Below are 26,238 nucleotides of genomic sequence, written 5' to 3' on the forward strand. Positions count from 1 at the left end.
CCGAGGACTGCCATGACGAACCCCTTCGACCCCGCCCGGACACGGCACGTGAGAACCGACGTCCTGGAGATCGCCTACCACGAGGCCGGCCCCGCACACGGTGACACCGTGGTACTTCTGCACGGCTTCCCCTACGACATCCACTCGTACGACACCGTCGCTCCGCTCCTGGGCCGACAGGGGTTCCGTGTCGTCGTCCCCTATCTGCGCGGGCACGGACCCACCGCCTTCCGGTCCGCGTCACAGCCCCGCTCGGGGCAGCAGGCCGCCCTGGGAGCGGACGTCGTCGCGCTCCTGGACGCACTCGGTGTCGAGCGGGCCTACCTCGCCGGATACGACTGGGGCGGCCGCGCCGCCAACGTCGCCGCGGCACTGTGGCCCGAGCGGGTCCTCGGGCTGGTCTCGGTCAACAGCTATCTCATCCAGGACATCAGCGCGGCGGCGCGGCCTCTGGCGCCCGAACTGGAAGCCGGTTTCTGGTATTTCCACTACTTCCTCACCGAGCGCGGCCGGGCCGGCCTCGCCGCCGACCCCCAGGGCGTCGCACGGGTCATCTGGAAACGGAACTCCCCCGAGTGGCCCTTCACCCCGGAGGACCTGGCCCGCACCGCGCAGTCCTTCGCCAACCCCGACTACACCGATGTCGTCATCCACTCCTACCGCCACCGGCTCGGTTTCGCACCGGGCGCAGAACCCTACGAGGAGTTGGAAGCCCGCCTGGCCGAACTGCCCGGCATCCCCGTCCCGACGATCACCCTGGACGGCACGTCCGACGGCAACTTCCCGGCGACGGACGGTTCGTCGAGCGCTCACCACTTCACCGGGCCCCGACTGCACCGTCAGGTGCCCGGCGCCGGCCACAACCTCCCGCAGGAACGCCCCCATGCCTTCGCCGAGGCCGTACGCGACGTGCGCGCGCTCCGACGGGACCACGCGCCGCTCGGCACCGGCTGACACCAGGATCCGACATGCCCCTCACCCCGTCGTACGACAGCCCACCTCCCCTGCGTCTGGCCGACGCCCACGGCCGGGCAACCCTGCTGGTCACCGTCCTGGGCTCCAGCGTGGTGATGCTCGGCTCGACCGTCACCAATGTGGCACTGCCCCGTATCGGCGACGACTTCGACGCCGACCTCGCGGTTCTGCAGTGGACCGTGAACGCCTACATGCTCACCTTGGCGGGGCTGATCCTCCTGGGCGGAGCGCTGGGCGACCGCTTCGGCAGGCGACGCGTCTTCGTCGTGGGCGTCCTGTGGTTCGCGGCGGCCTCGTTCCTGTGCGGGATCGCGCCCGACACCCACACACTGATCGCTGCCCGAGCGCTCCAAGGCGTCGGGGGCGCTCTGCTCACCCCGGGATCACTGGCGATCATCGAGGCCTCCTTCCATCCGGACGACCGGCCCCGCGCGATCGGACTGTGGTCGGGTTTCGGGGGCGTGGGCGCGGCTCTCGGGCCCTTCGTGGGCGGCTGGCTGGTCGACGGCCCCGGCTGGCGCTGGACCTTCTTCCTGACCATTCCACCCGCTCTGCTGTGTGTGCCCCTGGCGCTGCGCCATGTGCCGGAGTCGGTGGGCGCGTCCCGGCGGAAGACCGCTCCGCCCGGCGAGACGCGACACCGGATGCCGGGATTCGACGTCACCGGGGCCGCCCTGGCCACGTACACGCTGACCGAGGCCCGGACCGGCGGGCCGGCCGTCCTCGGCGCGGCCACGGGCAGTGTCCTGGCCGGCTGGGCGTTCCTTGTGGTCGAGCGGCGCGGCAGCGATCCGATGGTGCCGTTGTCGATCTTATCGTCACGGCAGTTCACCGCAGTCAACGTGATCACCCTGTGCGTCTACGCCGGCACCGCGGGATTCTTCTTCCTCACCGCCCTGGAACTGCAGATCGTCGTCGGGTACTCGGCACTCGCGGCGGGGGCGGCCATGCTGCCGAACACCGCGCTGATGCTGCTGTTCTCCTCCCGCTCGGCCCTCCTCGCCAAGCGGCTCGGACCGCGCGTGCCGCTCACGCTGGGCCCGTTGGTGTGCGGTGCGGGCATGCTGCTGATGCTGCGCGTGGGCCCCGACGCCTCCTACTCGCAGGACATACTGCCCGCCCTGCTGGTGATGGGCTGCGGCATGGTCGTCATGGTCGCTCCGCTGACCATGACCCTGCTGTCATCGGTGGACGCCGAGCACGCCGGACTGGCCAGCGGCATCAACAACGCGGCAGCGCGGGCGGCCGGGCTGATGGCCGTTGCCGGCCTGCCCCTGCTGGTCGGTATGGGACCGGACGCCTACCGTTCGACCGCGGCTTTCGACATGTCGTTCAGCCGGGCCATGCCGCTATGTGCCGGACTGCTGTTCGCCGGTGCTCTGGTGGCGTTCGCGCTGCTGCCGCAGAACGCCGCGACCGCCCACCACGCGCACGGCAGAGCGCACGGTTGGCTGATGGAGCCGCCGTTGGTGTCCCCCAGGGCCCGTCGTCGCACCGCCGACTGACCCTCCGATGTCTGCGGCCGGTGTCACACCGGTATACGCCCACCGGTCTCCTGGGTGGGACGGACCGCCCCGTCGGTCCGTCCCACCGCTTCGGAGCAGCCGCTATGAAAGGAACACCGTTATGTCGTATCCCTATCCCGAGCTGAAGTACTGGGGCGAGGACGGCGAGGTCAGCGCCGTCTTCCGGCCCGCGGCCACCCCTCCGGCCCTCGGCGTCAGCGGCGCGGGGCAGAGTGCCACCCACTATCTGGCGACCACCGAGACGACCCGAGGGGAGTTCGGGCTGTACCGGGTGGAGATGAAGCCGAGGGCGGGCGGTCCCAAGACCCACTTCCACAAGCGGATCTCGGAGTCGTTCTACATCCTGGACGGCACGGTCCGGGTGTACAACGGCGTGCAGTGGATCGACGCGCGCAAGGGTGACTTCCTTCATGTGCCGCAGGGCGGCCTGCACGCCTTCCGCAACGACTCCGACGCCCCGGCCGACATGCTCCTGCTGTTCACCCCCGGGGCGCCCCGTGAGGAGTACTTCGAGCAGGTGTCCCAACTGGCGCACGCCTCGGACGAGGAGCGGGACGCGTTCTTCGACAAGCACGACTCCTATTTCGTGGAGTAGGAGTAGGCCCGGGGCCGCGCCCGTTCTCGTGGCCACCGTGTCCATGAGCGTGTGCACGCTGTCACAGCCATGGGGTGCGTCCTGTCTAGGTGGCATGAGCACGGTGCGTACGGCCGTGCGGTGTGCCCAGGCCGGCCGACAGGCCGGCGAGCCCCTCATGGAGGAACACATGCGAGTACTCGTAGCAGGTGCCACCGGCCTCATGGGGTCGAGAACCGTAGCCCGGCTCCGGGACCACGGCGTCGAGGTCGGGCAGCTCTCCCGTGCGCAGGGAGTCGACCTCCGCACCGGGGACGGTGTCGAACAGGCGCTGCGTGCCGTGGACGTGGTCGTGGACGTCACCGACGCCCCCTCGCACGAGCGGCGGGTGAGCGAGCAGTTCTTCACCGCCGCGACCGGCAACCTCCTGCGGGCGGCCGGCGCGGCCGGCGTCGCGCACTACGTACTGCTGTCGCTGGTGGGAGCCGACCGGGTCGACTCGGGCTACTTCCCGGCGAAGGCGGTCCAGGAGCGGTTGGCCCGCCGGTCCACCGTCCCGTACTCCGTGGTGAGGGCCTCGCCCTTCTTCGAGACCGTTCAGTCCGTCGCTGCCGCCGCCACCCGGCCGGACGGTGTGCGCGTGGCGCCCCTGCTGCTGCGGCCGGTCTCGGTCGACGACGTCGCCGCGACGGTCGCGCATGTCGCGGTCGGGGTGCCCCTGTTCGACGTCCTGGAGACGGCCGGCCCCGAAGAGGGCCGGCTTACGGATCTCGTCTCCGATCTCCTGACCGCCCTCGGTCTGCCGGGGCAGGTCGTCACCGATCCCCGGGCGCCGTTCTTCGGCGCGGAGCTCTCCGAGAGGGCTCTGCTTCCCGGACCTGACGCCCACCTGGGCCACCACTCCTTCGCCCGGTGGCTCAAAGAGCGCTGACCGGCCGAGGCAGAGGCCCGCCTTACCCGGCCGGCCTCTGCCCGCCGGCGACCTCACATCGCGTCCGACCGTTTCCTCCCCTGCCCTGTCAGGAAGGCTGCCATGAGTGTTCCGTCCCGGCCCGCCACGTCCCCCGTGACCAGTGAGCTCGACCAGCTACCCGACCGCGACCGCGAGGAGACCGCCGAATGGCAGGCCTCTCTCGACGCCGTCGTGCGCAACGCCGGGCCGGACCGGGCGGTGTATCTGCTGCGCCGCGTGCACGAGTTCGCGGCCCGGTCCGGGCTGTCCCTGCCCGGGCTGCTGGCCTCGGACTACATCAACACCGTGCCCGTCTCGGCCCAGCCGGCGTTCGACGGCGACCTGGCGATGGAGACCAGGATCACCGCGCTCAACCGGTGGAACGCGGCGGCCATGGTGACCCGTGGGGCACCCCTGGGACTGGGCGGCCACATCGCCACGTACGCCTCGGCGGCCTGGCTGTACGAGATCGGGTTCAACCACTTCTTCCACGGCAAGGACGGTGACGGCTCGGGCGACCAGTTGTTCCTGCAGGGCCATGCCTCACCGGGCATCTATGCCCGGGTCTTCCTCGAAGGACGGCTGAGCGCACAGGACCTGGACGGCTTCCGGCGCGAGGCCACGGGGCACGGTCTGCCGTCCTACCCGCACCCGCGCCGCCTGCCGTGGCTGTGGGAGTTCCCCACCGTGTCCATGGGCCTCGGCCCTCTCGGCGCCATCTACCAGGCCCGGTTCAACCGCTATCTGCGAGCCCGCGGCATCAAGGACACCTCCGCCTCACGGGTGTGGGCGTTCCTCGGCGACGGCGAGATCGACGAGCCGGAGTCGACGGCCGCGCTGACTCTGGCGTCCCGCGAGAACCTCGACAACCTCACCTTCGTCGTCAACTGCAACCTGCAGCGGCTCGACGGCCCGGTGCGCTCCAACTCCAAGATCGTCCAGGAGCTCGATGCCCGCTTCCGGGGCGCCGGCTGGAACGTGGTCAAGACGCTGTGGGGCGAGGCCTGGGACCCGCTGCTGCTGCGGGACACCACCGGGGACCTGGTCCGGCGGCTGGGTGAGATACCGGACGCACAGCTGCAGACCCTGGCCGCACGGGACGCGGCCTACATCCGTAAGAGCTTCTTCACCGGCGACGCGCTCTCCGGCGTGGCCGCCTCCCTGAACGACACCCAGGTGGTCGACCTCTTCGGGAACTCCCGTGGGGGCCATGAGCCGTTGAAGGTCCACGCCGCCTACCGGGCCGCCGTGGAACACAAGGGCGCACCCACGGTGATCCTGGCCCAGACGGTCAAGGGGCACACCCTCGGCTCGGCGTTCGAGTCCCGCAACGCCAACCACCAGATGAAGAAGCTCACCCCGCAACAGTTCCGCGACATGCGCGACCTGCTGGAACTTCCCATCCCCGACAGCGCGCTCGCGGGCGACCAGGTGCCCTACTGGCATCCGGGGCCGGACGCGCCCGAGGTGCGGTACCTGCGCGAACGCCGAGCGGCACTGGGCGGTCCGGCTCCCGCCCGACGGGTCGTCAACAGACCGTTGCCGCAGCCGGCCGCCACGTCCTTCGAGGCCCTGAAGAAGGGCTTCGGCCATCAGGAAGTGGCCACCACCATGGCGCTGGTCCGCCTGGTCAAGGACTTGATGCGGGACAAGGACACCGGCGCGCGCTGGGTTCCGATCATCCCCGACGAGGCGCGCACCTTCGGTATGGAGTCGATGTTCCCCACGGCCGGCATCTACTCGCCCCACGGACAGACCTACGATCCGGTCGACGCCGACCAGCTGCTCTTCTACAAGGAGAGCAGCACGGGCCAGCTGATCATCGAGGGGATCACGGAAGCCGGTTCGGTCGCGGAGTTCGCCGCCGCAGCGACCTCGTACGCCACCCACGGCGAACCCATGATCCCGTTCTACATCTTCTACTCCATGTTCGGCTTCCAGCGGACCGGCGACCAGTTCTGGGCGCTCGCCGACCAGATGGGCCGCGGTTTCGTCGTGGGCGGCACCGCCGGGCGCACCACCATGACCGGGGAGGGGCTGCAGCACGGAGACGGACACTCGCACCTGCTGGCGGCCACCAATCCGGCGGTGGTCAGCTACGACCCGGCCTTCGCCTTCGAGATCGCGGTCATCGCGCGGGAGGGCCTGCGCCGCATGTACGGCGAACGGCCCGAGAACGTCTTCTACTACCTGACCGTCTACAACGAGCCGAAGACGCAGCCGGCGATACCGCCGGTACCCGGCGTCGAGGAGGGCATCGTCCGGGGGATCTACCGCTTCCGGCCCGCCGACCCGGCCGCCACCGGACCCCGTATCCAGCTGCTGGCCTCCGGCACCGCCATCCACTGGGCGCTGCGCGCACAGGAACTCCTCGCCGCCGAGTGGAACGTGCACGCGGACGTGTGGTCGGTGACGTCCTGGACGGAGCTGCGCCGGGACGCGTTGGACACCGACGCCGCCGTCCTGCGCGGCGAGCACCGCCTGCCGTACGTCACCGAGGCGCTGGCCGGAGCGCCGGGTCCGGTGCTGGCGGTCAGCGACTGGATGCGCCAGGTGCCGGACCAGATCAGCCAGTGGGTCGAGCAGGACTACTTCTCCCTGGGCACCGACGGTTTCGGGCTGTCCGACACCCGGGACGACGTGCGCCGCTACTTCCGGGTGGACGCCGAATCGATCGTCGTGACGGCCCTGGACCGCCTGGCCCGAGCCGGGCAGGTCACCCCGGAGACGACCCAACGGGCGCGCAAGCGCCACGGCCTCGATCTGTGACCTGCACGGTCAGGACCGGGGCCGGGCCCGGGCCAGGACTTGTGCAGGGACCTGGTCCGGGGCCGTGTCATGTCCGGCCGGCCCCCGGGCCTGTCGTGGTCGCCTCCTCCTCGGCGTCATTCGAGTCCCGGCCGGGTCCATCCCAGGTGAAGAACCGCCACGTCGTCAGCCGTCCCGCCCTCGGGCGCGGCCGGCGCCGAAGCGCCGCGCACCAGGGCGTCGACAAAGCGCTGGGCCGGCAGATGGGCGTGTCGGTCCGCGAGACGCAGCAGGCCGTCCTCACCCAGCCGCCCGCAGGAGGTCCGGGCCTCGTACAGCCCGTCGGTGAAGAGCACCACGCTGTCCGCGGCGGACAGCGTATGCTCGCTCTCCGTCCAGTCCCCACGTCCGGGGAAGAGCCCCAACGCGAGTCCCGGCCGGTGCTCGACCCAGCGGATGCCTCCGGCGTGCCGGTGCAGCATGCCGGGGTGACCGGCGCTGATCACCCGCACGGACCGTCCGTCGGACGGGAAGACCAGGGAGACGACCGTGGCGTAGGTGTCCTCGTGCGGCCGCTCGTCGACCAGGACTCGCTCCAGCAGGCGGAGCCTGCGCATCGGGGACTGGCCGCAGAGTACGGCGGTGCGCCAGGCCAGCCGCAGATGCACCGCGAGGGCTGCCTCGGCTGCGCCGTGCCCGGAGACGTCCCCCATCACGACGTGGACGGTACGGTCCTCGCTCTGGACGATGTCGCAGAAGTCACCGCCCAGCAGCGCGTGGGAGCGGCTGGGAGCGTAGTGGGAGGCGCTGGTGAAGCCGTCGTCGTCGAGTACGAGGGCGGGCAGCAGCCCTCTTTCGAGGAAGGCGTTGTCCGACGGCTCAAGAAGTTTGGTCATCTCAGGCTTTCGTGCGGCGGGTGAACGGGTGGCCGGCACCTGGGCGTGACCCATATGTCATGTGATCTGTCACATGTCGAGGGTCCGTCCAGTCATACAGAGCAAGGAGGAGCACAAGCTCCACCGACCGGATCCGGCAGGACGAAGCCATCGACACCCCGTCCGAGCCGGTGAGGAGAGGAGTCACCATGCCGAGCAACACAGCGCACACGCCGGGAGCTTCCGCCCCCTCGGTCACTGACTCGCCTGCCCCGTGGCTGATCGGCCTGCCGTTCGGTTCCGCCGCCCACGTGGTGTGGCTGTACTACGTCGTGAAAGAGGCCGAGGACGGCATCCGCGCGGTGCGGGTCGCCCTGGAGCGGGCGAACGGCGAACGGGACCGGCCGGCACGTGAAGGGCCGCTGGCCCAGGCCGAACCCATCGAGGTACAGCGGATCCTGCACGACGCCGTCGGTCACGCGAACCTGGTCCCCTGGCCGTGATCGGCCGGCCGGAAGCGGTGACGGAAGCGGATTCGCAGCCCACGGGGGCGGAGCTCCCGGTCCGCCCAGACTGCTGTGCCCGACTGCTGTGGCTGGCTGCTGTGCTCACGCGGAGGGTCCCGGAGCGGTTCATGTCTGCTCCGGGACCCTCTCGACGTCATCGCACCGAGTGAGCGGCGTTCTCGATGACGTCGGTCACCTTCCCCGGCTGCGAGACGCTCACGGCGTGGGACGCACGGACCTTCGTGGTGTGCGCGTGCGCACGCTCGGCCATGAACTGCTGCGTCCTCGGCGGGATGTTGAGGTCCTGATCGGCGATCAGCACCCAGGACGGAATGCTCTTCCATGCGGGCTCGGCCGCGCCCTCGGCCAGGGCGGCGTCGGTCACCGGCCGCTGGGTGACGGCCATCAGATCGGTCTGGCCACGGGACACGTCGGCAGCGAACTGGTGCCTGAACTTGTCGTTCCGGATGTACAGGTCGGTGCCCCGGGAGCCGTCGGGGTTGGTGAACGGCACGGGGCGCAGGGCGTCACCGAGGGTACTGCCGGGGAATTTACCCGACAGGTCGACCGCGCTCTCGCCCTTCTCCGGAAGGAAGGCGGCGAGGTACACGAGCGCCTTCACGTTCTTGTTGCCCGTGGCGGCGTTGCTGATGACCGATCCGCCGTAGGAGTGTCCGGCGAGCACCACGGGACCGTCGATGCCGGCCAGGACGTCCTTGAGATAGGCGGAGTCCCCGCTCAGGGACCGCAGGGGGTTGGCGACGGCCACCACGGGATATCCGTCGTGCCGGAGTTCCTTGACGACCCCGTTCCAGCTGGTGGAGTCGGCGAACGCGCCATGGACCAGCACCACCGTCGGCTTGGGCCGCTGGGGTCCGGTGTTCTTGTCGGCGGAGGCCGGCGCGACGGTCGCGGCTGTCAGGGCCGCGGCGATGCCGAACCCGGCCAGCACGGTGAGCGAGGTCCGGGCGCGGCGGGTGAGGGAACGAGCGTTCATGATGGGTTCCTTTCGATGTGTGGCGGTCGAGCCACGTCGGGGTGGTGCTTGGGGCGATGCCCCAGGAAGGGGGTCGTGGACGAGTGACATCGGGTGCGGTCGGATGCGGCGGCGGATGGGCTGCGGCTGCGGTCAAGTACCCGACGCCCGCCGAGGTGTTGCGGGGTTCGCCTCGGTGCGGATCCGCTCGACGAACCGTGCGTCCTCGGCGTCGACGGCCCGCGCGGTCTCCAGTACCTCCGGCAGACTCCCGGCCGGTATGACGACGGCGCCCGCGGCATCACAGAAGACGTAGTCCCCCGGCACGACGGCGACGCCCGCGAACTCGACGGTGATGTTCGCCGCGTACGGCATCACCGTGTCTCCGCCCCACCGGGTGGTCTCTCCCTGACACCAGGTGGCGAAGTCGTAGCCGCGCAGTTGACCGAAATCCCGCAGTCGGCCGTCGGCCAGCACCCCGGCCAGGTGGTGATGGGCGGCTCGGGACAATTTCGTACCGCCCGCGTGAGACACCTGGGCGTACCCGCCGCTGGAGAGCACGAGTACCTTGCCCGCCGGGTCTGGGCCGACCGCCTCGTAGAAGAAGTCGGCGAAGGTCCTGGACGCCTGCGGCACATCGTCGCGCCACGGCATGTACGCCATCGTCACGGCGGGCCCGAAGAGAGTGCGGGTGGGGTCGGGACTGACCAACGGCAGCAGGTGTGCCCGGTGGCGGTGGGTGCGGCCCATGGCGTCCACCAGCGCGGCGCTCCCCAGCCCGGCCAGTACCTCGCCGGTGTCGGCGGGCTGTGCCGGCGGCACGCTGCCGGGCGGTCTGCCGGCGGTGTTCGTTTCGCGGGTCATTGATCCTCCTGGACTGCGGGGAGCAAGGCCGTATCGCTGGTTCGCGGCGCCCTGGTGACTTGGCATCAGCGGTCCGGATCGCCCAGCGAGGGCGTCGAGATACGGCCCGGGCGTGTCCCGCCCGTCATCCGCAGGTGGTGAGCCTTGCTGTTCCGTAGAGACCGGGCAGGCGAAGGAGATGTGACATGCGCCGTGCGCCCGGGATTGTCCTCGGCTCCCTGCGACCCGGACGCCGGCAGCACGGCCCCTTGGCCCCTGACACCCGGCCTGAGTGCTGCCGCAGTCGCCGGTCCTGATACGTCCGCCGCCGCGAGCGGGTGGGCAGGCGCGTCCGGAGGTGTCACAGGTGCGGGACACCTTCTGTCTTCCTGGACATGCACTCTGTCTTTGCCGAGGCCCCGGACACCCGCGCGCAGCCGGAGCCCTATGCGGTCAGCGCCGAGTTCTACGACATCCTGCAGGCCCACGACGACGACAGACACGTACGACGGCTCTACGGGGCCGCGGTGGCGCAGGCGCGCATGGGCATCGTGGACGTCGGTGCCGGAACGGGGCGGGTGACCTTGATGAGCCTGGCTCGGTCCAAGGTCGGCGTGCATGCCGTCGAGCCCGCTCGCGCCATGCGGGCGGCGCTGATGACCCGCCTCGCCGCACTGCCCGCGCCACAGCGGGCGCGCGTGTCGGTGCACCCGTCCACACTGGACGAGGCGGCCCTGCGCGACGTCGCGGACCTGGTGATCTGCCACAACACGGTGGCCTGTCTGACGCCGGATGCCCGCGAAACGCTCTGGACCTCCGTCGCCGAAGTCCTCGTCCCCGGCGGCAGGTTGCTGCTCCAGCTGCCTCCGGACCGACTGCCCGCCGAAGAGCAGCGTCGCGTCTTCCCGGTGCAGCGGATGGGCCGACACGAATACGGCGGACACATGGTGATGTCGGCGGCCGGGCCCCGTATCCGTACGCGCGTCGACTACTGGGCGCGCGGAACGCATGGGCTAGATGGGATGCGTGGTACGCACGGCACGAACGGGCTGCTGGGAGAGCACACCGAGACGTTCTGGATGTGGCCCGCCACGCGCTCGGATCTCGTCGCCGACCTGCGGCGGCACGGATTCGCCCTGTCGTCCGCACGCCACGATCCAGCGGTTCTGGCGGTCACGCTGGGCCAGAGACCGGGCCAGGAGCCCTGGCGTTGTCACACCGATGGTCGCCACACGGTCTGTTGAATGACCGTGCACACACTTCGCTGTGTGCGGCTGACGAGCTGAAACGGGAACACCATGTCACGTGAGAACACGTTCGTGATCGTCGGAGGTGGCCTGGCTGCCGGCAAGACCGCGGAGGAGCTGCGGCGGGCTGGTCACCAGGGGCCCGTCCTCGTCATCGGCGACGAATCGGAGCGGCCCTACATCCGCCCCCCGCTGTCCAAGGGGTATCTGCTGGGCAAGGAGGAGCGCGACTCCATCCACGTACACCCCGAGGGCTGGTACCGCGACAACGGAGTGGACCTGCTGCTGGGCACGACTGTCACGTCGGTCGACGTGCGGTCCAAGGAGGTGGCGCTCAGCGATGGACAGCGTGTTCGGTACGCGAAGCTCCTGCTGGCCACCGGTTCGTCCCCGCGCCGACTGTCGGTGCCGGGCGCCGACTTCGGCAACGTGCTGTACCTGCGCCGCGTCGGCGACAGCGAGCGGCTCAAGGCCGCCTTCACACCGGGTGCGCGGATCGTCGTCATCGGTGGCGGCTGGATCGGCCTGGAGACAGCCGCGGCCGCCCGCATGGCCGGGGCGCACGTGACTGTCCTGGAGCACTCGGAACTCCCCTTGCTGAAGGTGCTGGGTCGGGAGGCCGCCGAGGTGTTCGCCGCCCTGCACCGTGATCACGGGGTCGAGCTGTACCCCCGGGCGGTGACCGAGCGCATCACCGGCAGTGGCTCGTTGGCGGACGGCGTGCTCCTGGCCGACGGCCGTCAGCTGCCCGCGGACGCCGTCGTGGTGGGTGTCGGCATCACGCCCAACGTCGGCCTCGCCGAGGCAGCGGGCCTTGAGGTGAACAACGGCATCGTCACCGACGCGCGGCTGCGGACCTCGGACCCCGACGTCTTCGCCGCCGGGGACGTCGCCAACGCCTTCCACCCGAGACTCGGCCGGCACCTGCGTGTGGAGCACTGGGCCAACGCCCTGCACCAACCGCGTACCGCGGCCCTGAGCATGCTCGGGAAGAACGCGGTCCACGACCGGCTGCCCTACTTCTACACCGACCAGTACGACCTCGGAATGGAGTACACCGGCTATACGGAGCCGGGTGGTTACGACCGTGTCGTCTTCCGCGGGGAGCCCGACGAGCGGCGCTTCATCGCCTTCTGGATGTCCGGCAGCCGTGTCCTGGCCGGAATGAGCGTCAATGTGTGGGACGTCATCGACGACATCCGCTCGCTCATCGAATCCGAGGTCGTGACGGAGGACGGCGTCCTGTCCGACCCCGACGTCCCCTTGCAGAACCTGCTGCCCTGAGTGGGCGCTCGATCGAAGTGAGCTGCCCCCGTCAGGCGCTGTCGGCTGCCGCAGCCAGGATCCGGGCCAGTTCGGCAGGTTGCGTGATCATGGGCCAGTGGCCTGAGTCGATGTCGGCGAAGTCGACGTGCTTGGCCCGAGCGAGTTCCGGGACGTCGCCGGCGTCCATACATTCCCGCGCCTGTGCGGGCGTGAACTCCGGACATACGACCACGACCGGAACGTCGAACCGCCGTTCGTCCGCCAGCCACACCACTCCCTCGGTCACGCCTGCGGGCACGGAGATCGCGGCAGCCGCGAACTCTCGCCTGGCCCCGTCGTCGAGGTCCGCGGCGTCCGGGCCCTCGAACGGGCCCCAGCCAGGGAAGGGCATGACGCCGTCACTCACCTCGAAGAAGTCGGCGTACGGCTGACCGTCGGCGGTCGGGAAACCCCCGATGAGGGCGACCTTCGCCAACCGCTCCGGCCCGGCCGCCGGTCGGCGGCCAGCCAGGCCAGCGTGCACGGTCCACATACGGCAACCAGACCCGGTTGCCCTCGTCTGACGGGCCCGGGGCGACGGACTCCTGTGACCGCAGAGCTCGGCGGACCGGATTAGCCTGCTCCTGTCCCGAACGATCTCAGTCCCACAGCGCGTGCGCTGCGCGCCCTGGAGACCGGCTGGGGCGCGGACGCGGCTGCCGCCCGTGCACTTCACGCAGTCCGAGGCCATCGGCCTGGTGATGGCGGTACTCAGCAGCCAGCCGACCGCGGCATCCACCGACGCCGACACCGACGACCTGATCGGCACCGCCCTGGGCAAGGTCGTCAAGGCACTTCCGGAGAGCGTCGGTCACCAGGCGGCGATGCTGCGGGAGTACGCGTCGGCCGCCGCGGACCCGTACGCGGCTCACCCCGATCCGGCCATCACCAGCGAACTCGTCGACGCCGTCGCGGCCCGGCGCCGCGTGTCGGTCACGTACGGCAGCGAGGCGGGCAACGAGTGGGAGGCGGAGGTGGATCCCTGGTCCATCGTGATCCGCTACGGGCGCTGGTACCTGCTGTGCCACTCCCATCGAGCGGACGCCATCCGCACCTACCGGGTCGACCGGGTCCGCACGGTCCGGCCGACCGAGCACGGCTTCGAACCTCCCGACAACCTCGACCCGGTGGCAGTGCTGGAGGAGAACCTGGGCCTCGGATGGGAGTTCTCCACCCGTGTGGTGTTCGACGCACCCCCGACCGAGGTAGCCCCGTGGATCCACCCGGACATGTACGCGCAGGAATGGCTCGCGGGGATACCGGTCGCCGTCCGCGTCGACGGCGGGGAGGAACTGCGCGCGGCGGTCGCGGCGCTTGCGGCGCGTTTCACCGCCGCCGTGGCAGATCAGCGTTGAACGGCCTGTAGTCCCACTTGTGGTTGCACCATGCGGCAGCGGTGCCGACGAACGGCGCTCAGCGGGCGAGAACTGTGGCGTACTTGGAGCCGACGTTCTGTACGCCGCGGACCCCTTGCTGACGCAAGGTGCTCCTCAGTCGCTCGGCCGTCACACCGGGCCCTGGGGTGTAGGTCGCGGTGTGTAGGAGCCGTGAACAAGGTGTCACACGGTCGGTGTCTGTCACAGAGGCTCCCGCTGTTCGGTCAGAGCAGGTGGGAGCCTCCGGGCGCCCTTGTGACCTGCCGCACCGCGCGGTCCGGCCGCACGACCAGCGCTCCCGGGCGCTTATGTGATGCCCAGCCGACCCGGCTGGCAAGGAAGGACACCCGATGAGCCACGACTTCGCTCACGACGACGATCCCGCAGCCACCACCGTGTTCCTGGCCGCGGAAGCAGCCGTGCTCACGGAACGGGTCCGCATGCTGCGGCAGCAGCTCGCCGACGTCGACGCGCGCATCCGGGAGACCGCCGAGAAACTGGGCCGGCTGGACCCGCCTCCCCCGGCCTCCGCCGAGGAGCACGAGACGTCCGGCACCTCGGCCACGGCGCGTACAAGGCAGTGCCACCATTGACTACATCTTCCGATTCGTAGCGTACTGGTGCGTCTGTGGTGAAGAGTATGCTCCTCCATACGATGTCATGAGGTACCCATCCCGGCGTCCGAGCCGCGCGGCCCCGAAGCCTCGCTGGGCACGGCCCGGCGTGTGGGAGTGAGGATGAGAGGAAGCCATGGCCCCGGCGACTCACGCGGCGCACAACATCGAAACCACCGCTGAGAGCCTCCAGGGGGATCTGGCCCGCCTGGAGCTGCAGAAGCGGGCTCTGGAGAGGGAACTGGCCGCGGTCGTCGCACACCTCGACTCCGTCCAGCGGGCTCTGAGCGCCCTGTCGGTCCTGATGTCCGACTCCCCCGACGCGACACGGTCCAAGACGACGGGGAACGCCGACAGGCACCACGGTACGAAGGCGGTGCAGGAAGTCGGCGCCTCCAGCGCGGAGGAGCCGACAGTGGAAGCTGCCGCCCCGTCGGAATCCGCCGGCGCGCGGGAGAAACACACTTCCCGTGCCGCTCGCGCCTCTCGCTCCAAGGCGCCCGAGCAACAACAACAGCAGCAGTACGGACAGCTCACCGAACAGATCATCGAGTACTTCACGCACGTCGCCGACCGGGAGGTCAGGGCCCGCGACGTGGCCGCGGCGCTCGGCCGTGACACCGACAGCGGAACCATCAACGCCGTACGCAGTACGCTCGACCGGCTTGTCGGCACTTCGCGGATCCAGCGGGCCGGCCGAGGACTCTACCGCGCCGGGTGACGCAAAGGCGGCGAGGACGCACTCGTCACATCCTTCCCGTCCCTGCCCGGGAACACGCCCCCCTTTCACACTGTTGAACCTCGCAGTGGAAAGGATGGCGAGACCGTGCACGGTGAGTACAAGGTTCCTGGCGGCAAGCTGATCGTCGTGGATGTCGACGTGGAGGACGGCGTGCTGCGGCACCCCCGGGTCACTGGCGACTTCTTCCTCGAACCGGACGAGGCACTCGAAGCGATGAACCGGGCGCTGGACGGCGCTCCGGCGGACACCGACGCGGCCGGTCTGGCAGCCCGCGTCGACAGGGCGGTGCCCGACGGCACGGTCATGTACGGGCTGACGTCCGAGGGTGTCGGCACTGCCGTGCGCAGGGCGCTCGCGCACGCCAGCGACTGGACCGACTACGACTGGCAGCTGATCCACGACGGCCCTCAAAGTCCCGCCCTGCACATGGCGTTGGACGAAGCGCTCACCGCGGAGGTCGCGGCCGGTCGCCGGCCCCCGACGCTCAGGGTGTGGGAGTGGGCGACCTCGGCAGTGATCATCGGCAGCTTCCAGTCCCTGCGCAACGAAGTCGATCTTGCCAGCGCCCACGAGCACGGCATCGAGGTCGTACGCCGTATCTCCGGTGGCGGGGCGATGTTCGTGGAGCCCGGCAATACGATCACCTACTCGCTCTCCGTGCCGGACGCGCTGGTACAGGGCCTGTCCTTCCAGGACAGCTACGCCTACCTCGACGACTGGGTGCTCGACGCTCTCGGCGAGATGGGGATCAAGGCCTGGTACCAGCCGTTGAACGACATCACCACCGACCAGGGGAAGATCGCCGGCGCGGCGCAGAAGCGCATCGTGGGACCGGACGGAGGGCCCGGCGCCGTGCTGCACCACGTGACCATGGCCTACGACATCGACGCCGACAAGATGCTCAGTGTGCTGCGCACAGGGCGGGAGAAGCTGTCGGACAAGGGCACGAGGAGCGCGAAGAAGCGGGTGGATCCGCTGCGACGGCAGACCGGCCTCGCACGAGAAGCCGTCATCGCAGGGCTGATCGGATCCTTCAGGACCCGTTACGGCCTCGCCGCCGGCCAGGTGACGGACTCGGAGATGGCGCGTGCGCGTGAACTGATGCGCACGAAGTTCTCCACACCGGAGTGGACGGCCCGCCTCCCCTGAAACCGGCGGGCGAGCCGCTGCGCGCCCCGGCCGGACAGGAGCGTGCCGTCGCCCGTGCCTGGACGACCTGGCACGGGCGACGGCACGAAGCGAGGGGAAGGGCAGCGGGGACTTGGCCCCTCCCCCCGAGTTCAGCGGACAGCGGGAAGCGACGAGCGCTAGCCCATCTCCTCCAGCGTCTTGCCCTTCGTCTCCTTGACGAATTTGAGGACGAAGGGGATGGAGAGCGCGGCGAAGACCGTGTAGATCACGTAGGTCGCGGAGAGGTTCCAGTCGGCCAGTGACGGGAAGCTCGCGGTGATGGCCCAGTTGGCGATCCACTGCGCGGCGGCGGCGACGCCGAGGGCCGCGGCGCGGAGCTTGTTGGGGAACATCTCGCCGAGGAAGACCCACACCACGACACCCCAGGAGAGGGCGAAGAAGAGGACGAAGACGTGGGCGGCGATCAGCGCGACCCAGCCCTGGGTGGCGGGGAGCTTGCCGTCGACGAGGTCGTAGGAGAACGCCCAGGCCTCCAGGCCGAGGCCGATGACCATGCCCACCGAGCCGATGAGGGCGAGGGGGCGGCGGCCGATCCGGTCGACGAAGATCATGGCGATCACGGTGCCGATGATGTTGATGATCGACGTGGTGAACGAGTAGAGGAACGAGTCCGTCGGGTCGACGCCCACCGACTGCCACAGCGTGGAGGAGTAGTAGAACGCCACGTTGATGCCGACGAACTGCTGGAACACCGACAGCCCGATACCGATCCACACGATCGGCTTGAAGAAGAAGGTGCCGCCCAGGAGGTCCTTGAAGGTCGACTTGTGCTCGCTCTTCATCGCCTGCTCGATCTCGGTGACCCGGGCGTCCAGGTCGATGCGGTCGCCCTCGACCTCCCGCAGCACCTCACGGGCGCGCTCGTGCCGCCCCGCGGAGATCAGGAAGCGCGGCGACTCGGGGATCGCGAAGGACAGCAGCCCGTACAGGACGGCCGGGATCACCATCACGCCGAGCATGACCTGCCAGGCCTCCAGGCCCATGACGGTGCCGCGCTGGTCGCCGTCGGCGGCGTTGAGGATGCCCCAGTTGACGAGCTGCGAGACGGCGATGCCGATGACGATCGCGGCCTGCTGGAACGAGCCGAGCCGTCCGCGGTAGGCGGCCGGGGAGACCTCGGCGATGTAGGCCGGGCCGATGACCGAGGCCATACCGATGGCGAAACCGCCGATGACCCGCCAGAACGCCAGGTCCCACAGGGCGAAGGGCAGGGCGGAGCCCACCGCGCTGACGGTGAACAGCACCGCCGAGATCTGCATGCAGCGGATCCGGCCGATGCGGTCGGCGATCCGGCCCGCGGTCGCGGCACCGATCGCACAGCCGATCAGGGCGATGGCGATGACCTGGGCCAGGGCCGCGGAGCCGACCTCGTACCGGTCACGGATGGCCTCGACCGCGCCGTTGATCACGGCACTGTCGTAGCCGAAGAGGAAGCCGCCCATCGCGGCCGCCGCCGCGATGAAGATGACGTGCCCGAGATGCTCGGGATGAGCCGGTCGGGCTCCGGACTGGGGTGGCTGCGCTGTGCTGGTCACGTGTAACTCCTCGGGCCACCGGGTTCACGGTTGCGTCGGGGGACGACGACTCGACGGACAGTGGGGATGCTCACCCGTAGGAGACAGCGTCCGTGCTGTGCTTGTGACACCGTCACACCGTTCTCCGCCGCGGTCGGTTGTCGATGTCACAACTACGGTGCCCGTCCGGTCAGAAGGACGAAGCCGAGAGAACAGAGGACATCGTGCGGGAGATCCTGATCGTGGGTGGCGGTTACGCGGGTTTCTACGCCGCGTGGGGCCTGGAGAAGAAGCTGCGCCGAGGAGAGGCGCGGGTCACCGTCGTCGACCCGCGGCCGTACATGACGTACCAGCCCTTCCTGCCGGAGGTCGTGGCGGGCTCCATCGAGGCACGCCACGCGGCGGTGTCGCTACGGCGGCACCTGCACCGCACACGACTGGTCGCCGGCACGGTGACCGGCATCCGTCACCACGACCGCACCGTCACCGTCCGCCCGGACAGCGGTCCGGACTACGAACTGTCCTACGACGTCCTGGTGGTCACCGCCGGAGCCGTCACCCGGACCTTCGCGATACCCGGACTCGGCGAGGAGGCGTTCGGGCTCAAGCATGTGGAGGAGGCCGTCGCCATCCGCGACCGGCTGCTCACCTCGTTCGACCGCGCGGCGACGCTCCCGCGAGGCCCCGAGCGGCGCAGGCTCCTCACCGTCACGTTCGTCGGCGGTGGCTTCTCCGGGGTGGAGGGGTTCGGGGAATTGCTCTCCCTGGCGACCGCCTTGCTCCGCCACTATCCCGAACTGTCCGCGGACGAGCTGCGGTTCCACTTGGTCGAGGCGCGCGGCCGCATCCTGCCGGAGGTCGGCGACGGGCCGGGCGCCTGGGTGGTGCGCGCACTGCGGGGGCGTGGAGCCCAGGTGCACCTCAACACCCAGCTCGTCTCCGCGGAACACGGCCGCATCGTGCTGTCGAACGGCGAGGAGTTCGACTCCGGGCTCCTCGTGTGGACCGCCGGCAACGCGGCCAACCCGATCATGCACAACCACACGGACCTGCCCGTCGACGAGCGCGGTCTGCTGACCGTGCGCGCCGATCTGCGAGTGGGAACACAGGAGGCTCCGCTGGAGGACGTGTGGGCCGCCGGTGACGACGCCGCGGTCCCCGACCTCGCGGCGGGCCGACCGGGGGCGTACACGGTCCCCAACGCCCAGCACGCGGTGCGCCAGGGCAGGCTGCTCGCGAGGAACATCCTGGCGACGCTGCGAGGACGAACCGCCAAGGACTACGTGCACCACGGCCTGGGGGTGGTCGCCACCCTGGGCCTGGGGCGCGGAATCTTCCAGTACCGGCGTCTGGTCGTCAAGGGCTTCCTGGCCTGGCTCATGCACCGCGGCTACCACGTGCTCGCCGTGCCCACCTGGGAGCGCAAGGTCAGGGTACTCGCCGTGTGGGCGACCGCCGTGCTGTACGGCAGGGACGTCGTGTCCCTGGCCTCGGTGCAGCGGCCACGCGAGGCCTTCGTGACGGGTGGCAACCCCCGTCGCGGGGAGCAGTCGGCCGATGTGCCGGCCCGGTGAAGCCGCCAGAAGCGACGACCAGCCGGGGCTCGTCACTGATCACGCGCTGGAATGCACTGGACCGTCTTCACGGCAGGATCGAGAACTCGGTGGAGCGGCGGCTCCATGAGGACTTCGGGCTGAGCCTGCGCGAGTTCCAAGCGCTGACGGTGCTGCAGGAGGGCACCGCCACCGCGCACGGCTGGTTGTATCTGCAGGACCTGGCCGCCGAGATCGGGCTGAGCCAGTCGGCCACGAGCCGATTGGTGACCCGGCTGGAGAGCCGCGCGCTGATCACCACTTCGACGGCGGCCCATGACCGGCGCAGCGTGGACGTATCCCTCACCCCGGTGGCACGGGAGACGTTGCGGCGAGGGCGCCGACTGGTCGACGAGACCGTTCGGCACGCGGTGCAGGCGCTCGTCGACGGGGGCATCAACGAGGGGGCCGACCACGATCTGCTCCGTTACCTGCGGGAGGGATCGTCCGGCGGGATGGCGCGAGGCGCCCTCCCCCGCCACTCGGATGTCCCGCCGGGTCCGCCGGGTCCTGCGGCTTCCACGGATCCTGCGGGTCACATGGGGCATGCGCGCGAAAGGACGCAGGTTACGCTGAGCGACGACTGAGGCGATCTGCCCGCCGGACTCCGACCCACGCCGAACGGTCGGCGGGCAGCGGGCGGCTGCCGACCGCACCCCGCAGCGACAAGCAGCAACGCCGCGCGATCGCCGCGCTGTGGATGTTTGTTCACCCCACGCATATTGATGCATGATGGGCACGACCTGAGTTGATCAGGCTCGGCACCCTGAACTGCATGGTGGTGGTGGATGACGAGCAGCGCTCCTCGTCGCGGGCTGCGTGGTCGACGTGCCGAGTGCGGAGCGCTTGCCGAGGTGATCGCCGGCGCCAGGTCCGGCCAGGGACAGGTGCTCGTGCTGCGCGGCGAGGCCGGAGTCGGCAAGTCGGTCCTGACGGAGTACCTGGTGGCGAGCGCCACGGGCTGTCAGATCCTGCGGGCTGTCGGCGTCGAATCGGAGATGGAGCTGGCGTACGCCGGGCTGCATCAGCTGTGCGTGCCGCTGATGGGCAGCCTCGACCGCATTCCCGTTCCTCAGCGTGCCGCGCTGGCCGTCGCGTTCGGTCTGAGCGCGGGAAGCGCGCCGGATCGTTTTCTGGTGGGGCTGGCGGTGCTCAGCCTCCTGGCGGAGGCTTCCGAGGAGCAGCCGATCGTGTGCGTCGTGGACGACGCACAGTGGCTCGACCAGGTCTCCGCCCAGACGCTGTCCTTCGTCGCGCGTCGGCTGCTGGCGGAACGGGTGGCGCTGGTATTCGCGGTGCGTGTGCCGACGCCCGACGCATCCGGTGACCACTTCGGTGGGCTGCGCGAGATCGTGGTCCGCGGGCTGCACGACGACGACGCGCGGGCCCTGCTGGAATCGGTGGTCCCCGGGCGGCTGGACGAACACGTCCGGGACCGCATCGTCGCCGAAACCAGGGGCAACCCGCTGGCGCTGCTGGAGCTGACGCGGGGGCTGAGCGCGGCGGAGTTGGCAGGCGGGTTCGGGCGGCCGGACACGCGACCGCTCGCGAGCCAGATCGAGGAGAGTTATCTGCGACGCATCGGCTCGCTGCCGGCAGCGGCGCAACGGCTGCTGCTGGCGGCGGCAGCGGAGCCGCTGGGAGACGCTCCATTGCTGCGGCGGGTGGCCGAGCGGCTCGACATCGCCCCCGACGCCGCGGTGGCGGCGGAAGCGGCGGGGCTGATCGAGTTCGGTACGCGGGTGCGGTTCCGGCATCCACTGGTGCGCTCGGCCGCCTATCGCGGGGCCGATCCGACGGTCCGCCGGGATGTGCACCGTGCGCTGGCCGAGGCGACGGACGCCGTCCTCGACTCCGATCGTCAGGCCTGGCACCGCGCCCATGCGGCCCTCGATCCGGACGAGGAGCTGGCGGCGGAACTGGAGCGCTCCGCCGGCCGGGCCGAGGCCCGCGGCGGTATCGCCGCGGCGGCGGCGTTCCTGAGACGTGCGACGGAGCTGACACCTGATTCCGAGCGGCGCGCGACGCGGGCCGCGGCAGCCGCGCAGGCCGCGTTCGCCGCCGGTTCCCCGGACGCGGCGCTGGAACTTCTCGCCGCCGCGCGGCTGAGCCGGCCGGACGAAGCGCAGCAGGCCCGGCAGACCTGGCTCCGTGCCCAGATCGTGTTCGCGCGCAGACGCGGCGGTCAGGCTCTTCCCCTGTTGCTCGACGCGGCGGGCCGACTGGCGAGGGTCGACGGGGCGCAGGCGCGTGAGGCCTATCTCGATGCCATCGGGGCGGCGGTCTTCGCCGGGCGCCTGCCTGATCATGTCGATGTCCGGGAGGTCGCCGAGGCCGCCCGTACGGCACCGCCCGGGGCGCGACCTCCACGCCCCTCGGATCTGCTGCTCGACGCTCTGGTGACCTGGTTCGCCGACGGCTGCGTCCGAGGGGCACCGCCGTTGAGGGCAGCGCTGAGTGCTTTCCGGCAGGCCTCAGGGGCCGACGGCGACGATGTCATGCGGTGGCTGTGGCTGACGTGGCTGGCCGCCGGCGATCTGTGGGACGACGAGACGTGGTACGAGCTGACCACGCACGCGGTGCGCTCGGCCCGTGACGCCGGAGCGCTCAACTTCCTCCCTCTGGCACTCGGTTACCGCGCCGCCATGCATGTGCACGCCGGTGACTTCGGCCTCGCGGCGATGCTCGTCGGTGAGGCCGACTCCATCATGGAGGTGACCGGCCACTCGCCGATGTCGTACCCCGCGTTGCTGCTCATGGCCTGGAGCGGCGACCCGCGGGCGGAAACGGTGATCCGGAGCGGCATCGAGGAGGCGGTTTCCTGGGGCGAGGGGCGCGCCATCGGTCTCGGACACTACTTGCTCTCGGTCCTGTACAACGGTTTCGGCCGTTACCAGGACGCTCTGGCCCACGGCGAACAGGTCCTGGAGTACGAGGACATGTCGGTCGTCGGGTTCGCTCTGGCCGAGGTCGTCGAGTCGGCCGTTCGCAGCGGCGTCCACGAAACGGCTGCGGTGGCACTGCGCAGGCTGGAGGAGCGCGCCGGCGCGAGCGATACGGATTGGGCGCTCGGCGTGCTGGCCCGCTCGCGAGCCCTGCTGAGTGACGGCCCGGAGGCCGAGCGGTGGTACCGGGAGGCCGTCGATCGGCTCGGCCGCAGCCGGATAGCTGTCCAACTCGCCCGTACGCACCTGCTGTACGGCGAGTGGCTTCGCCGCGAGAACCGTCGTGTCGACGCGCGGCAACACCTGCGCACCGCCCACGAGGCGCTCCGGGGATTCGGGGCGGTCGCCTTCGCCGAGCGCGCCCGGCGCGAGCTTGTGGCAACCGGCGAGACGCTTCGGCCCCGTCAGGTCGACACCGGTGGCGTGCGCGAGGTCCTCACGGCTCAGGAAGGGCAGATCGCCCGGCTGGCAGCCGACGGAATGACGAACTCCGAGATCGGTGCCGCGCTGTTCATCAGTCCTCGCACCGTCGAGTGGCACCTGGGCAAGGTCTTCACCAAGCTCGACGTCAAGTCGCGCAACAAGCTCCGCGCCGCGCTGCCCGACGTCTGACGGCCGCGCTACCGGACGCATTTCGCACGACCGGTCACTCCCAGGGGACACCCGGGGGTGGACCCGGGTTTTCCCGGGCGCCGGGCCGAGGGCCGGGGCGGCACTGTGTGCAGGGCGGCACCGACCGGTGGCGTGCGTGAACGAAAGCTCCCCGTGCGCCGGAACGGATGTGCGCGGACGGCGACCTCCCGGCGGGTACGGCGCCGGGCCGCGGGGACCTGAGGGGGAGGCCTGCCGACGCATGACTCGGGAACTGGTTCTGGGGCGAGGACACGAGTGTGAGGCGCTGGACGGGGTGCTGGACGGCGTGCGCGGCGGTGAGAGCCGGGTGCTGGTCCTGCGCGGTGAACCAGGAGTGGGCAAGACCAGGCTGCTGGAGTACCTGACGGGCCGGGCGCAGGGATTCCGGGTGGCCCACGCCACCAGTGTCCAGTCGGAGATGGAGCTCCCGTACGCGGGGCTGCATCAGCTGTGCGCGCCCATGACGGACCTGCTCGACCGACTCCCGCCCGGGCAGCACGATGCCGTCGGTGGAGCTCTGGGGCTGGGGTCGACACACGCGCCCAACAGCTTCCTGGTCGCCCTCGGCGTCCTCGGGCTGCTGTCCGAGGCCGCCCGCGCCCAGCCCTTGCTGTGTGTCGTGGACGACGCACAGTGGATGGACCGAGCGTCGATGCAGGCCCTGGCGTTCGCGGCGCGACGTTTGCACGCCGAGGCGGTGGCCCTCGTCTTCGCGGTGCGGGTTCCGGAGGAGGACCCTCCGGGCGGCATCGAACCCGTCGGTCTTCCCGAGATGCTCGTCAAGGGGCTGTCCGAGAAGGACGCGCGGACCTTGCTGCGCTCCGTGCTGCCGGGGCTGTGGGACGAGCGGATGATCGGACGGCTCGTCGCCGAGTCACGGGGCAACCCGCTCGCGCTGCGGGAGCTGCCGCGGATGACCGCGTCCGTCGATCTCGCGGGCGGTTTCGGTCTGCCGAGCGCCCAGCCCATCGAGGAGCGCATCGAGCGTGCGTATGCGCGCAGAGTCGGTGGACTGCCGCTCCGGGCACGGGAGTTCCTGCTCGCGGCCGCGGTGGAGCCCACCGGTGACCCGGCGCTCCTCTGGCGTGCCACGGACCGCCTCGGCCTCGGCCACGACGCCGCGACAGAGGCCGAGGCGGCCGGTCTGATCAAGATCGGTGACCGTGTGCGGTTCTTCCATCCGATGGTGCGCTCGGCCGTCTACTGGGCGGCCTCGGCCGAGGAACGGCGCAGGATCCACCGTGTGCTGGCGGAGGTCACCGACCCTGTCGCCGACCCCGACCGCCGGGCTTGGCACGCCGCGCACGGGGCGGCCGGTCCCGACGAATCCGTCGCGGCCGAACTCGAACGCTCGGCGGGGCGGGCGGACGCACGCGGCGGTGTCGCGGCGACAGCGGCGCTGCTGGCCCGGGCCGTGGAGTTGACCGCTGATCCCGTCCGCCGTCAGGACCGGGCGCTGGCCGCCGCCCGTGCCGCCCACGAGTCGGGCAACCCCGACCTGGCGCTGAGACTGCTGTCGGTCGCCGGGGCCGGGGACCTGGACGACCGCCGTCGGGGCGAGGTGGAGCTGGCCCGCGCCCGGATCGCCTTCGTCTCGGACCGGGGCAGTGAGGCTCCCGGGCTTCTCCTCCAAGCCGGCGCCAGGCTCGCGGCGCACGATGCCGCGCTTGCCCGGGACGCCTATCTGGAGGTCGTCAACGCGGCGATCTTCGCCGGTCCCCAGGCCCGTACCGACGGTCAGTACCAGGCGGCGAAGGCGGCGAGCGTCCTCCCGGCCCCGCAGCCGTCCCGCCCCACCGACCTGCTGCTCGACGGCCTGGCGGTCCGCATCCTCGACGGGCACACCACGGCTGTGCCCGGTCTGCGGCGGGCTCTGCGAGCGTTCGCGGAACCCGGCCTCTCCCCGGAGGAGGGACTGCGCTGGCTGTGGCTGATCTGCGTGACCGCGGTGGGGTTGTGGGACCACGAGACGATGTCGTTGCTCGCCGCCCGGCACCTCAGGCTCGCCCGCGACGCCGGGCAGGCGACAGCACTGCCCTTCGCGCTGACGATGCGGTGCGTGGTGCACGTCCTCGACGGTGAACTCGCCGAGGCCGACGCGCTGGCGGAGGAGGTGCAGACCGTCGCCGAAGCGATCGGCACGGCCGCCCCGATCTACGGCGCTCTCTTCGTCGCCGCGTGGCGGGGCCGGGAGCGGGAGTGCGTCGAACTGGGCGCACGGGCCGACGAGGGTGCGGAACTCCGCGGTGAAGGCGTGGGCCCGGTGGTCAGCCGGTGGGCCCGGGCCCTGCTCCACAACGGCCTCGGGAGGCACAGGGAGGCGGCGGAGGCGGCCGACCTGGCCACCCGTGACTACAGCAGTCAGCTGGAGATGGGCATTCCGGTATGGGCCCTTGTGGAGTATGTGGAGGCCACCGCCCGGACCGGATGTCCCGAACGGGCCGCTGGCGCGTTCGCCCGCCTCGCCGAGTTGACCCGGGCGAGCGGTAGCGACTGGGCGTCGGGTGTCGAAGCCCGTTCACGTGCGCTGCTCAGCGACGACGATCAGGCCGAACCCTGCTATCGGCAGGCGATCGAGGCGCTCGGCCGTACCCGTTTGCGCGGGGAATCAGCTCGCGCCCGTCTCGTCTACGGTGAGTGGCTGAGCCGCAGCGGACGCCGTGAGGACGCCCGGGACCAACTGCGCGCCGCCCACGATCTGTTCGCGTCGATGGATATGCGGGGCTTCGCGCAGCGGGCCGCCCGCGAGCTGACCGCTCTGGGAGAAACGGTCACGGAGGACTCCGGCGGTGACAGGAGCGATCTGACCCCGAAAGAACAGCAGATCGTCAGACTCGTACGGGAAGGACTCACCAACCCCGACATAGGCGCGCGTCTCTTCCTCAGCCCGCGCACCGTCGAATGGCACCTACGGAACGTCTTCGGCAAGCTCGGTGTCACCTCCCGCAGACAGCTGTGAGTAGCCTGACCACGTGACATCGCACGGCGCATGACCATCAGATTCCCCGTGCGGGACGCCCCCCCGTTATCTTCTTCGCGGCCCTGCAAGAGGGCCGATGACCTCCGGGCCCGGCCTGATTGTGTCCCCTGTCGAACGGATGACC

19 protein-coding genes and 2 pseudogenes are annotated in these 26,238 nt (G+C 70.5%); 16 read left to right on the forward strand and 5 right to left on the reverse strand.

The window, feature by feature from the left end; all coding sequences use genetic code 11:
- The first annotated feature begins 12 nt into the window (after positions 1 to 12).
- The 5 genes from J8N05_RS19700 to aceE all read left to right on the forward strand — a co-directional run bounded on the left by J8N05_RS19700 (position 13) and on the right by aceE (position 6,796).
- Positions 13 to 954: an alpha/beta fold hydrolase gene (locus J8N05_RS19700; RefSeq protein ID WP_210884563.1), complete on the forward strand. Its 942-nt coding sequence runs from the start codon at positions 13 to 15 to the stop codon at positions 952 to 954.
- Between the two features lie 14 nt (positions 955 to 968).
- Positions 969 to 2,480: an MFS transporter gene (locus tag J8N05_RS19705; protein WP_210884564.1), complete on the forward strand. Its 1,512-nt coding sequence runs from the start codon at positions 969 to 971 to the stop codon at positions 2,478 to 2,480.
- Between the two features lie 121 nt (positions 2,481 to 2,601).
- A complete protein-coding gene (locus tag J8N05_RS19710) occupies positions 2,602 to 3,096 on the forward strand; it encodes a cupin domain-containing protein (protein ID WP_210884566.1) in 495 nt (164 codons plus the stop codon).
- Positions 3,097 to 3,265: 169 nt separating this feature from the next.
- Positions 3,266 to 4,006: an SDR family oxidoreductase gene (locus J8N05_RS19715; protein ID WP_210884568.1), complete on the forward strand. Its 741-nt coding sequence runs from the start codon at positions 3,266 to 3,268 to the stop codon at positions 4,004 to 4,006.
- Positions 4,007 to 4,108: 102 nt separating this feature from the next.
- Positions 4,109 to 6,796 carry a pyruvate dehydrogenase (acetyl-transferring), homodimeric type gene (gene aceE, locus J8N05_RS19720; protein WP_210884569.1) on the forward strand — a complete coding sequence of 896 codons (2,688 nt, stop codon included), beginning with the start codon at positions 4,109 to 4,111 and terminating at the stop codon, positions 6,794 to 6,796.
- Positions 6,797 to 6,912: 116 nt separating this feature from the next.
- Here aceE and J8N05_RS19725 read toward each other — a convergent pair whose 3' ends face one another.
- Positions 6,913 to 7,671, reverse strand: a complete 759-nt coding sequence (locus tag J8N05_RS19725; protein ID WP_210884570.1) for a PP2C family protein-serine/threonine phosphatase — start codon at positions 7,669 to 7,671, stop codon at positions 6,913 to 6,915.
- A 188-nt stretch (positions 7,672 to 7,859) separates the two neighbouring features.
- Between J8N05_RS19725 and J8N05_RS19730 the strand changes: the two genes are divergently transcribed.
- Positions 7,860 to 8,153 (forward strand): hypothetical protein, encoded by a 294-nt coding sequence (locus J8N05_RS19730; RefSeq protein ID WP_210884571.1) that lies wholly within the window; start codon positions 7,860 to 7,862, stop codon positions 8,151 to 8,153.
- A gap of 157 nt (positions 8,154 to 8,310) precedes the next feature.
- On the opposite strand, the gene J8N05_RS19735 is transcribed toward J8N05_RS19730, so the two are convergent.
- Positions 8,311 to 9,153, reverse strand: a complete 843-nt coding sequence (locus J8N05_RS19735) for an alpha/beta fold hydrolase (protein ID WP_210884572.1) — start codon at positions 9,151 to 9,153, stop codon at positions 8,311 to 8,313.
- Positions 9,154 to 9,285: 132 nt separating this feature from the next.
- Positions 9,286 to 9,996 (reverse strand): RraA family protein, encoded by a 711-nt coding sequence (locus J8N05_RS19740; protein WP_210884573.1) that lies wholly within the window; start codon positions 9,994 to 9,996, stop codon positions 9,286 to 9,288.
- A gap of 374 nt (positions 9,997 to 10,370) precedes the next feature.
- On the opposite strand from J8N05_RS19740, the gene J8N05_RS19745 reads away from it, so the two are divergent.
- Together J8N05_RS19745 and J8N05_RS19750 are read left to right on the forward strand one after the other, a co-directional pair.
- Positions 10,371 to 11,219, forward strand: coding sequence for a class I SAM-dependent methyltransferase (locus J8N05_RS19745; RefSeq protein ID WP_210884574.1), 849 nt, complete (start codon positions 10,371 to 10,373; stop codon positions 11,217 to 11,219).
- Between the two features lie 54 nt (positions 11,220 to 11,273).
- The gene (locus J8N05_RS19750) at positions 11,274 to 12,506 is read left to right on the forward strand and encodes an NAD(P)/FAD-dependent oxidoreductase (RefSeq protein WP_210884575.1); all 1,233 of its coding nucleotides are present in this window, start codon (positions 11,274 to 11,276) and stop codon (positions 12,504 to 12,506) included.
- A 31-nt stretch (positions 12,507 to 12,537) separates the two neighbouring features.
- Here the strand turns inward: J8N05_RS19750 and J8N05_RS19755 are convergent.
- Positions 12,538 to 13,010: pseudogene (locus J8N05_RS19755) on the reverse strand (alpha/beta fold hydrolase); the annotation flags it as partial.
- Between the two features lie 147 nt (positions 13,011 to 13,157).
- Between J8N05_RS19755 and J8N05_RS19760 the strand changes: the two are divergent.
- The 4 genes and pseudogenes from J8N05_RS19760 to J8N05_RS19775 form a co-directional block, all read left to right on the forward strand.
- A pseudogene (locus J8N05_RS19760) lies at positions 13,158 to 13,882 on the forward strand (helix-turn-helix transcriptional regulator); the annotation flags it as partial.
- 371 nt (positions 13,883 to 14,253) lie between these two features.
- The gene (locus J8N05_RS19765) at positions 14,254 to 14,496 is read left to right on the forward strand and encodes a hypothetical protein (RefSeq protein ID WP_210884576.1); all 243 of its coding nucleotides are present in this window, start codon (positions 14,254 to 14,256) and stop codon (positions 14,494 to 14,496) included.
- A gap of 157 nt (positions 14,497 to 14,653) precedes the next feature.
- On the forward strand, positions 14,654 to 15,238 hold the full coding sequence (locus tag J8N05_RS19770; RefSeq protein WP_210884578.1) for a hypothetical protein: 585 nt from the start codon (positions 14,654 to 14,656) through the stop codon (positions 15,236 to 15,238).
- 105 nt (positions 15,239 to 15,343) lie between these two features.
- On the forward strand, positions 15,344 to 16,408 hold the full coding sequence (locus tag J8N05_RS19775; RefSeq protein WP_210884593.1) for a lipoate--protein ligase family protein: 1,065 nt from the start codon (positions 15,344 to 15,346) through the stop codon (positions 16,406 to 16,408).
- 158 nt (positions 16,409 to 16,566) lie between these two features.
- Here J8N05_RS19775 and J8N05_RS19780 read toward each other — a convergent pair whose 3' ends face one another.
- Entirely contained in the window at positions 16,567 to 17,985 is a 1,419-nt protein-coding gene (locus tag J8N05_RS19780) for a sugar porter family MFS transporter (protein ID WP_210884595.1), read from the reverse strand.
- 203 nt (positions 17,986 to 18,188) lie between these two features.
- Here J8N05_RS19780 and J8N05_RS19785 point away from each other — a divergent pair, with 203 nt between their 5' ends.
- The 4 genes from J8N05_RS19785 to J8N05_RS19800 all read left to right on the forward strand — a co-directional run bounded on the left by J8N05_RS19785 (position 18,189) and on the right by J8N05_RS19800 (position 26,093).
- The gene (locus tag J8N05_RS19785) at positions 18,189 to 19,538 is read left to right on the forward strand and encodes an NAD(P)/FAD-dependent oxidoreductase (RefSeq protein WP_210884597.1); all 1,350 of its coding nucleotides are present in this window, start codon (positions 18,189 to 18,191) and stop codon (positions 19,536 to 19,538) included.
- A complete protein-coding gene (locus J8N05_RS19790; RefSeq protein WP_210884599.1) occupies positions 19,535 to 20,143 on the forward strand; it encodes a MarR family winged helix-turn-helix transcriptional regulator in 609 nt (202 codons plus the stop codon). The genes J8N05_RS19785 and J8N05_RS19790 overlap by 4 nt, the downstream gene beginning before the upstream one ends.
- A 201-nt stretch (positions 20,144 to 20,344) precedes the next feature.
- Complete coding sequence (locus J8N05_RS19795; RefSeq protein ID WP_210884601.1) at positions 20,345 to 23,113, forward strand: helix-turn-helix transcriptional regulator; 2,769 nt, start codon at positions 20,345 to 20,347, stop codon at positions 23,111 to 23,113.
- A gap of 241 nt (positions 23,114 to 23,354) precedes the next feature.
- The gene (locus J8N05_RS19800; RefSeq protein WP_210884603.1) at positions 23,355 to 26,093 is read left to right on the forward strand and encodes a helix-turn-helix transcriptional regulator; all 2,739 of its coding nucleotides are present in this window, start codon (positions 23,355 to 23,357) and stop codon (positions 26,091 to 26,093) included.
- The last annotated feature ends 145 nt before the right edge of the window (positions 26,094 to 26,238 follow it).

The organism is Streptomyces liliiviolaceus (genome assembly GCF_018070025.1).
Taxonomy (GTDB): domain Bacteria; phylum Actinomycetota; class Actinomycetes; order Streptomycetales; family Streptomycetaceae; genus Streptomyces; species Streptomyces liliiviolaceus.

Coding starts and splice junctions, on each gene's coding strand:
- J8N05_RS19770 (WP_210884578.1), top strand. CDS start 14,654: ATGGCCCCGGCGACTCACGCGGCGCACAACATCGAAACCACCGCTGAG.
- J8N05_RS19705 (WP_210884564.1), top strand. CDS start 969: ATGCCCCTCACCCCGTCGTACGACAGCCCACCTCCCCTGCGTCTGGCC.
- J8N05_RS19730 (WP_210884571.1), top strand. CDS start 7,860: ATGCCGAGCAACACAGCGCACACGCCGGGAGCTTCCGCCCCCTCGGTC.
- J8N05_RS19765 (WP_210884576.1), top strand. CDS start 14,254: ATGAGCCACGACTTCGCTCACGACGACGATCCCGCAGCCACCACCGTG.
- J8N05_RS19795 (WP_210884601.1), top strand. CDS start 20,345: ATGACGAGCAGCGCTCCTCGTCGCGGGCTGCGTGGTCGACGTGCCGAG.
- J8N05_RS19800 (WP_210884603.1), top strand. CDS start 23,355: ATGACTCGGGAACTGGTTCTGGGGCGAGGACACGAGTGTGAGGCGCTG.
- J8N05_RS19740 (WP_210884573.1), bottom strand. CDS start 9,996: ATGACCCGCGAAACGAACACCGCCGGCAGACCGCCCGGCAGCGTGCCG.
- aceE (WP_210884569.1), top strand. CDS start 4,109: ATGAGTGTTCCGTCCCGGCCCGCCACGTCCCCCGTGACCAGTGAGCTC.
- J8N05_RS19715 (WP_210884568.1), top strand. CDS start 3,266: ATGCGAGTACTCGTAGCAGGTGCCACCGGCCTCATGGGGTCGAGAACC.
- J8N05_RS19710 (WP_210884566.1), top strand. CDS start 2,602: ATGTCGTATCCCTATCCCGAGCTGAAGTACTGGGGCGAGGACGGCGAG.
- J8N05_RS19700 (WP_210884563.1), top strand. CDS start 13: ATGACGAACCCCTTCGACCCCGCCCGGACACGGCACGTGAGAACCGAC.
- J8N05_RS19725 (WP_210884570.1), bottom strand. CDS start 7,671: ATGACCAAACTTCTTGAGCCGTCGGACAACGCCTTCCTCGAAAGAGGG.
- J8N05_RS19735 (WP_210884572.1), bottom strand. CDS start 9,153: ATGAACGCTCGTTCCCTCACCCGCCGCGCCCGGACCTCGCTCACCGTG.
- J8N05_RS19745 (WP_210884574.1), top strand. CDS start 10,371: ATGCACTCTGTCTTTGCCGAGGCCCCGGACACCCGCGCGCAGCCGGAG.
- J8N05_RS19750 (WP_210884575.1), top strand. CDS start 11,274: ATGTCACGTGAGAACACGTTCGTGATCGTCGGAGGTGGCCTGGCTGCC.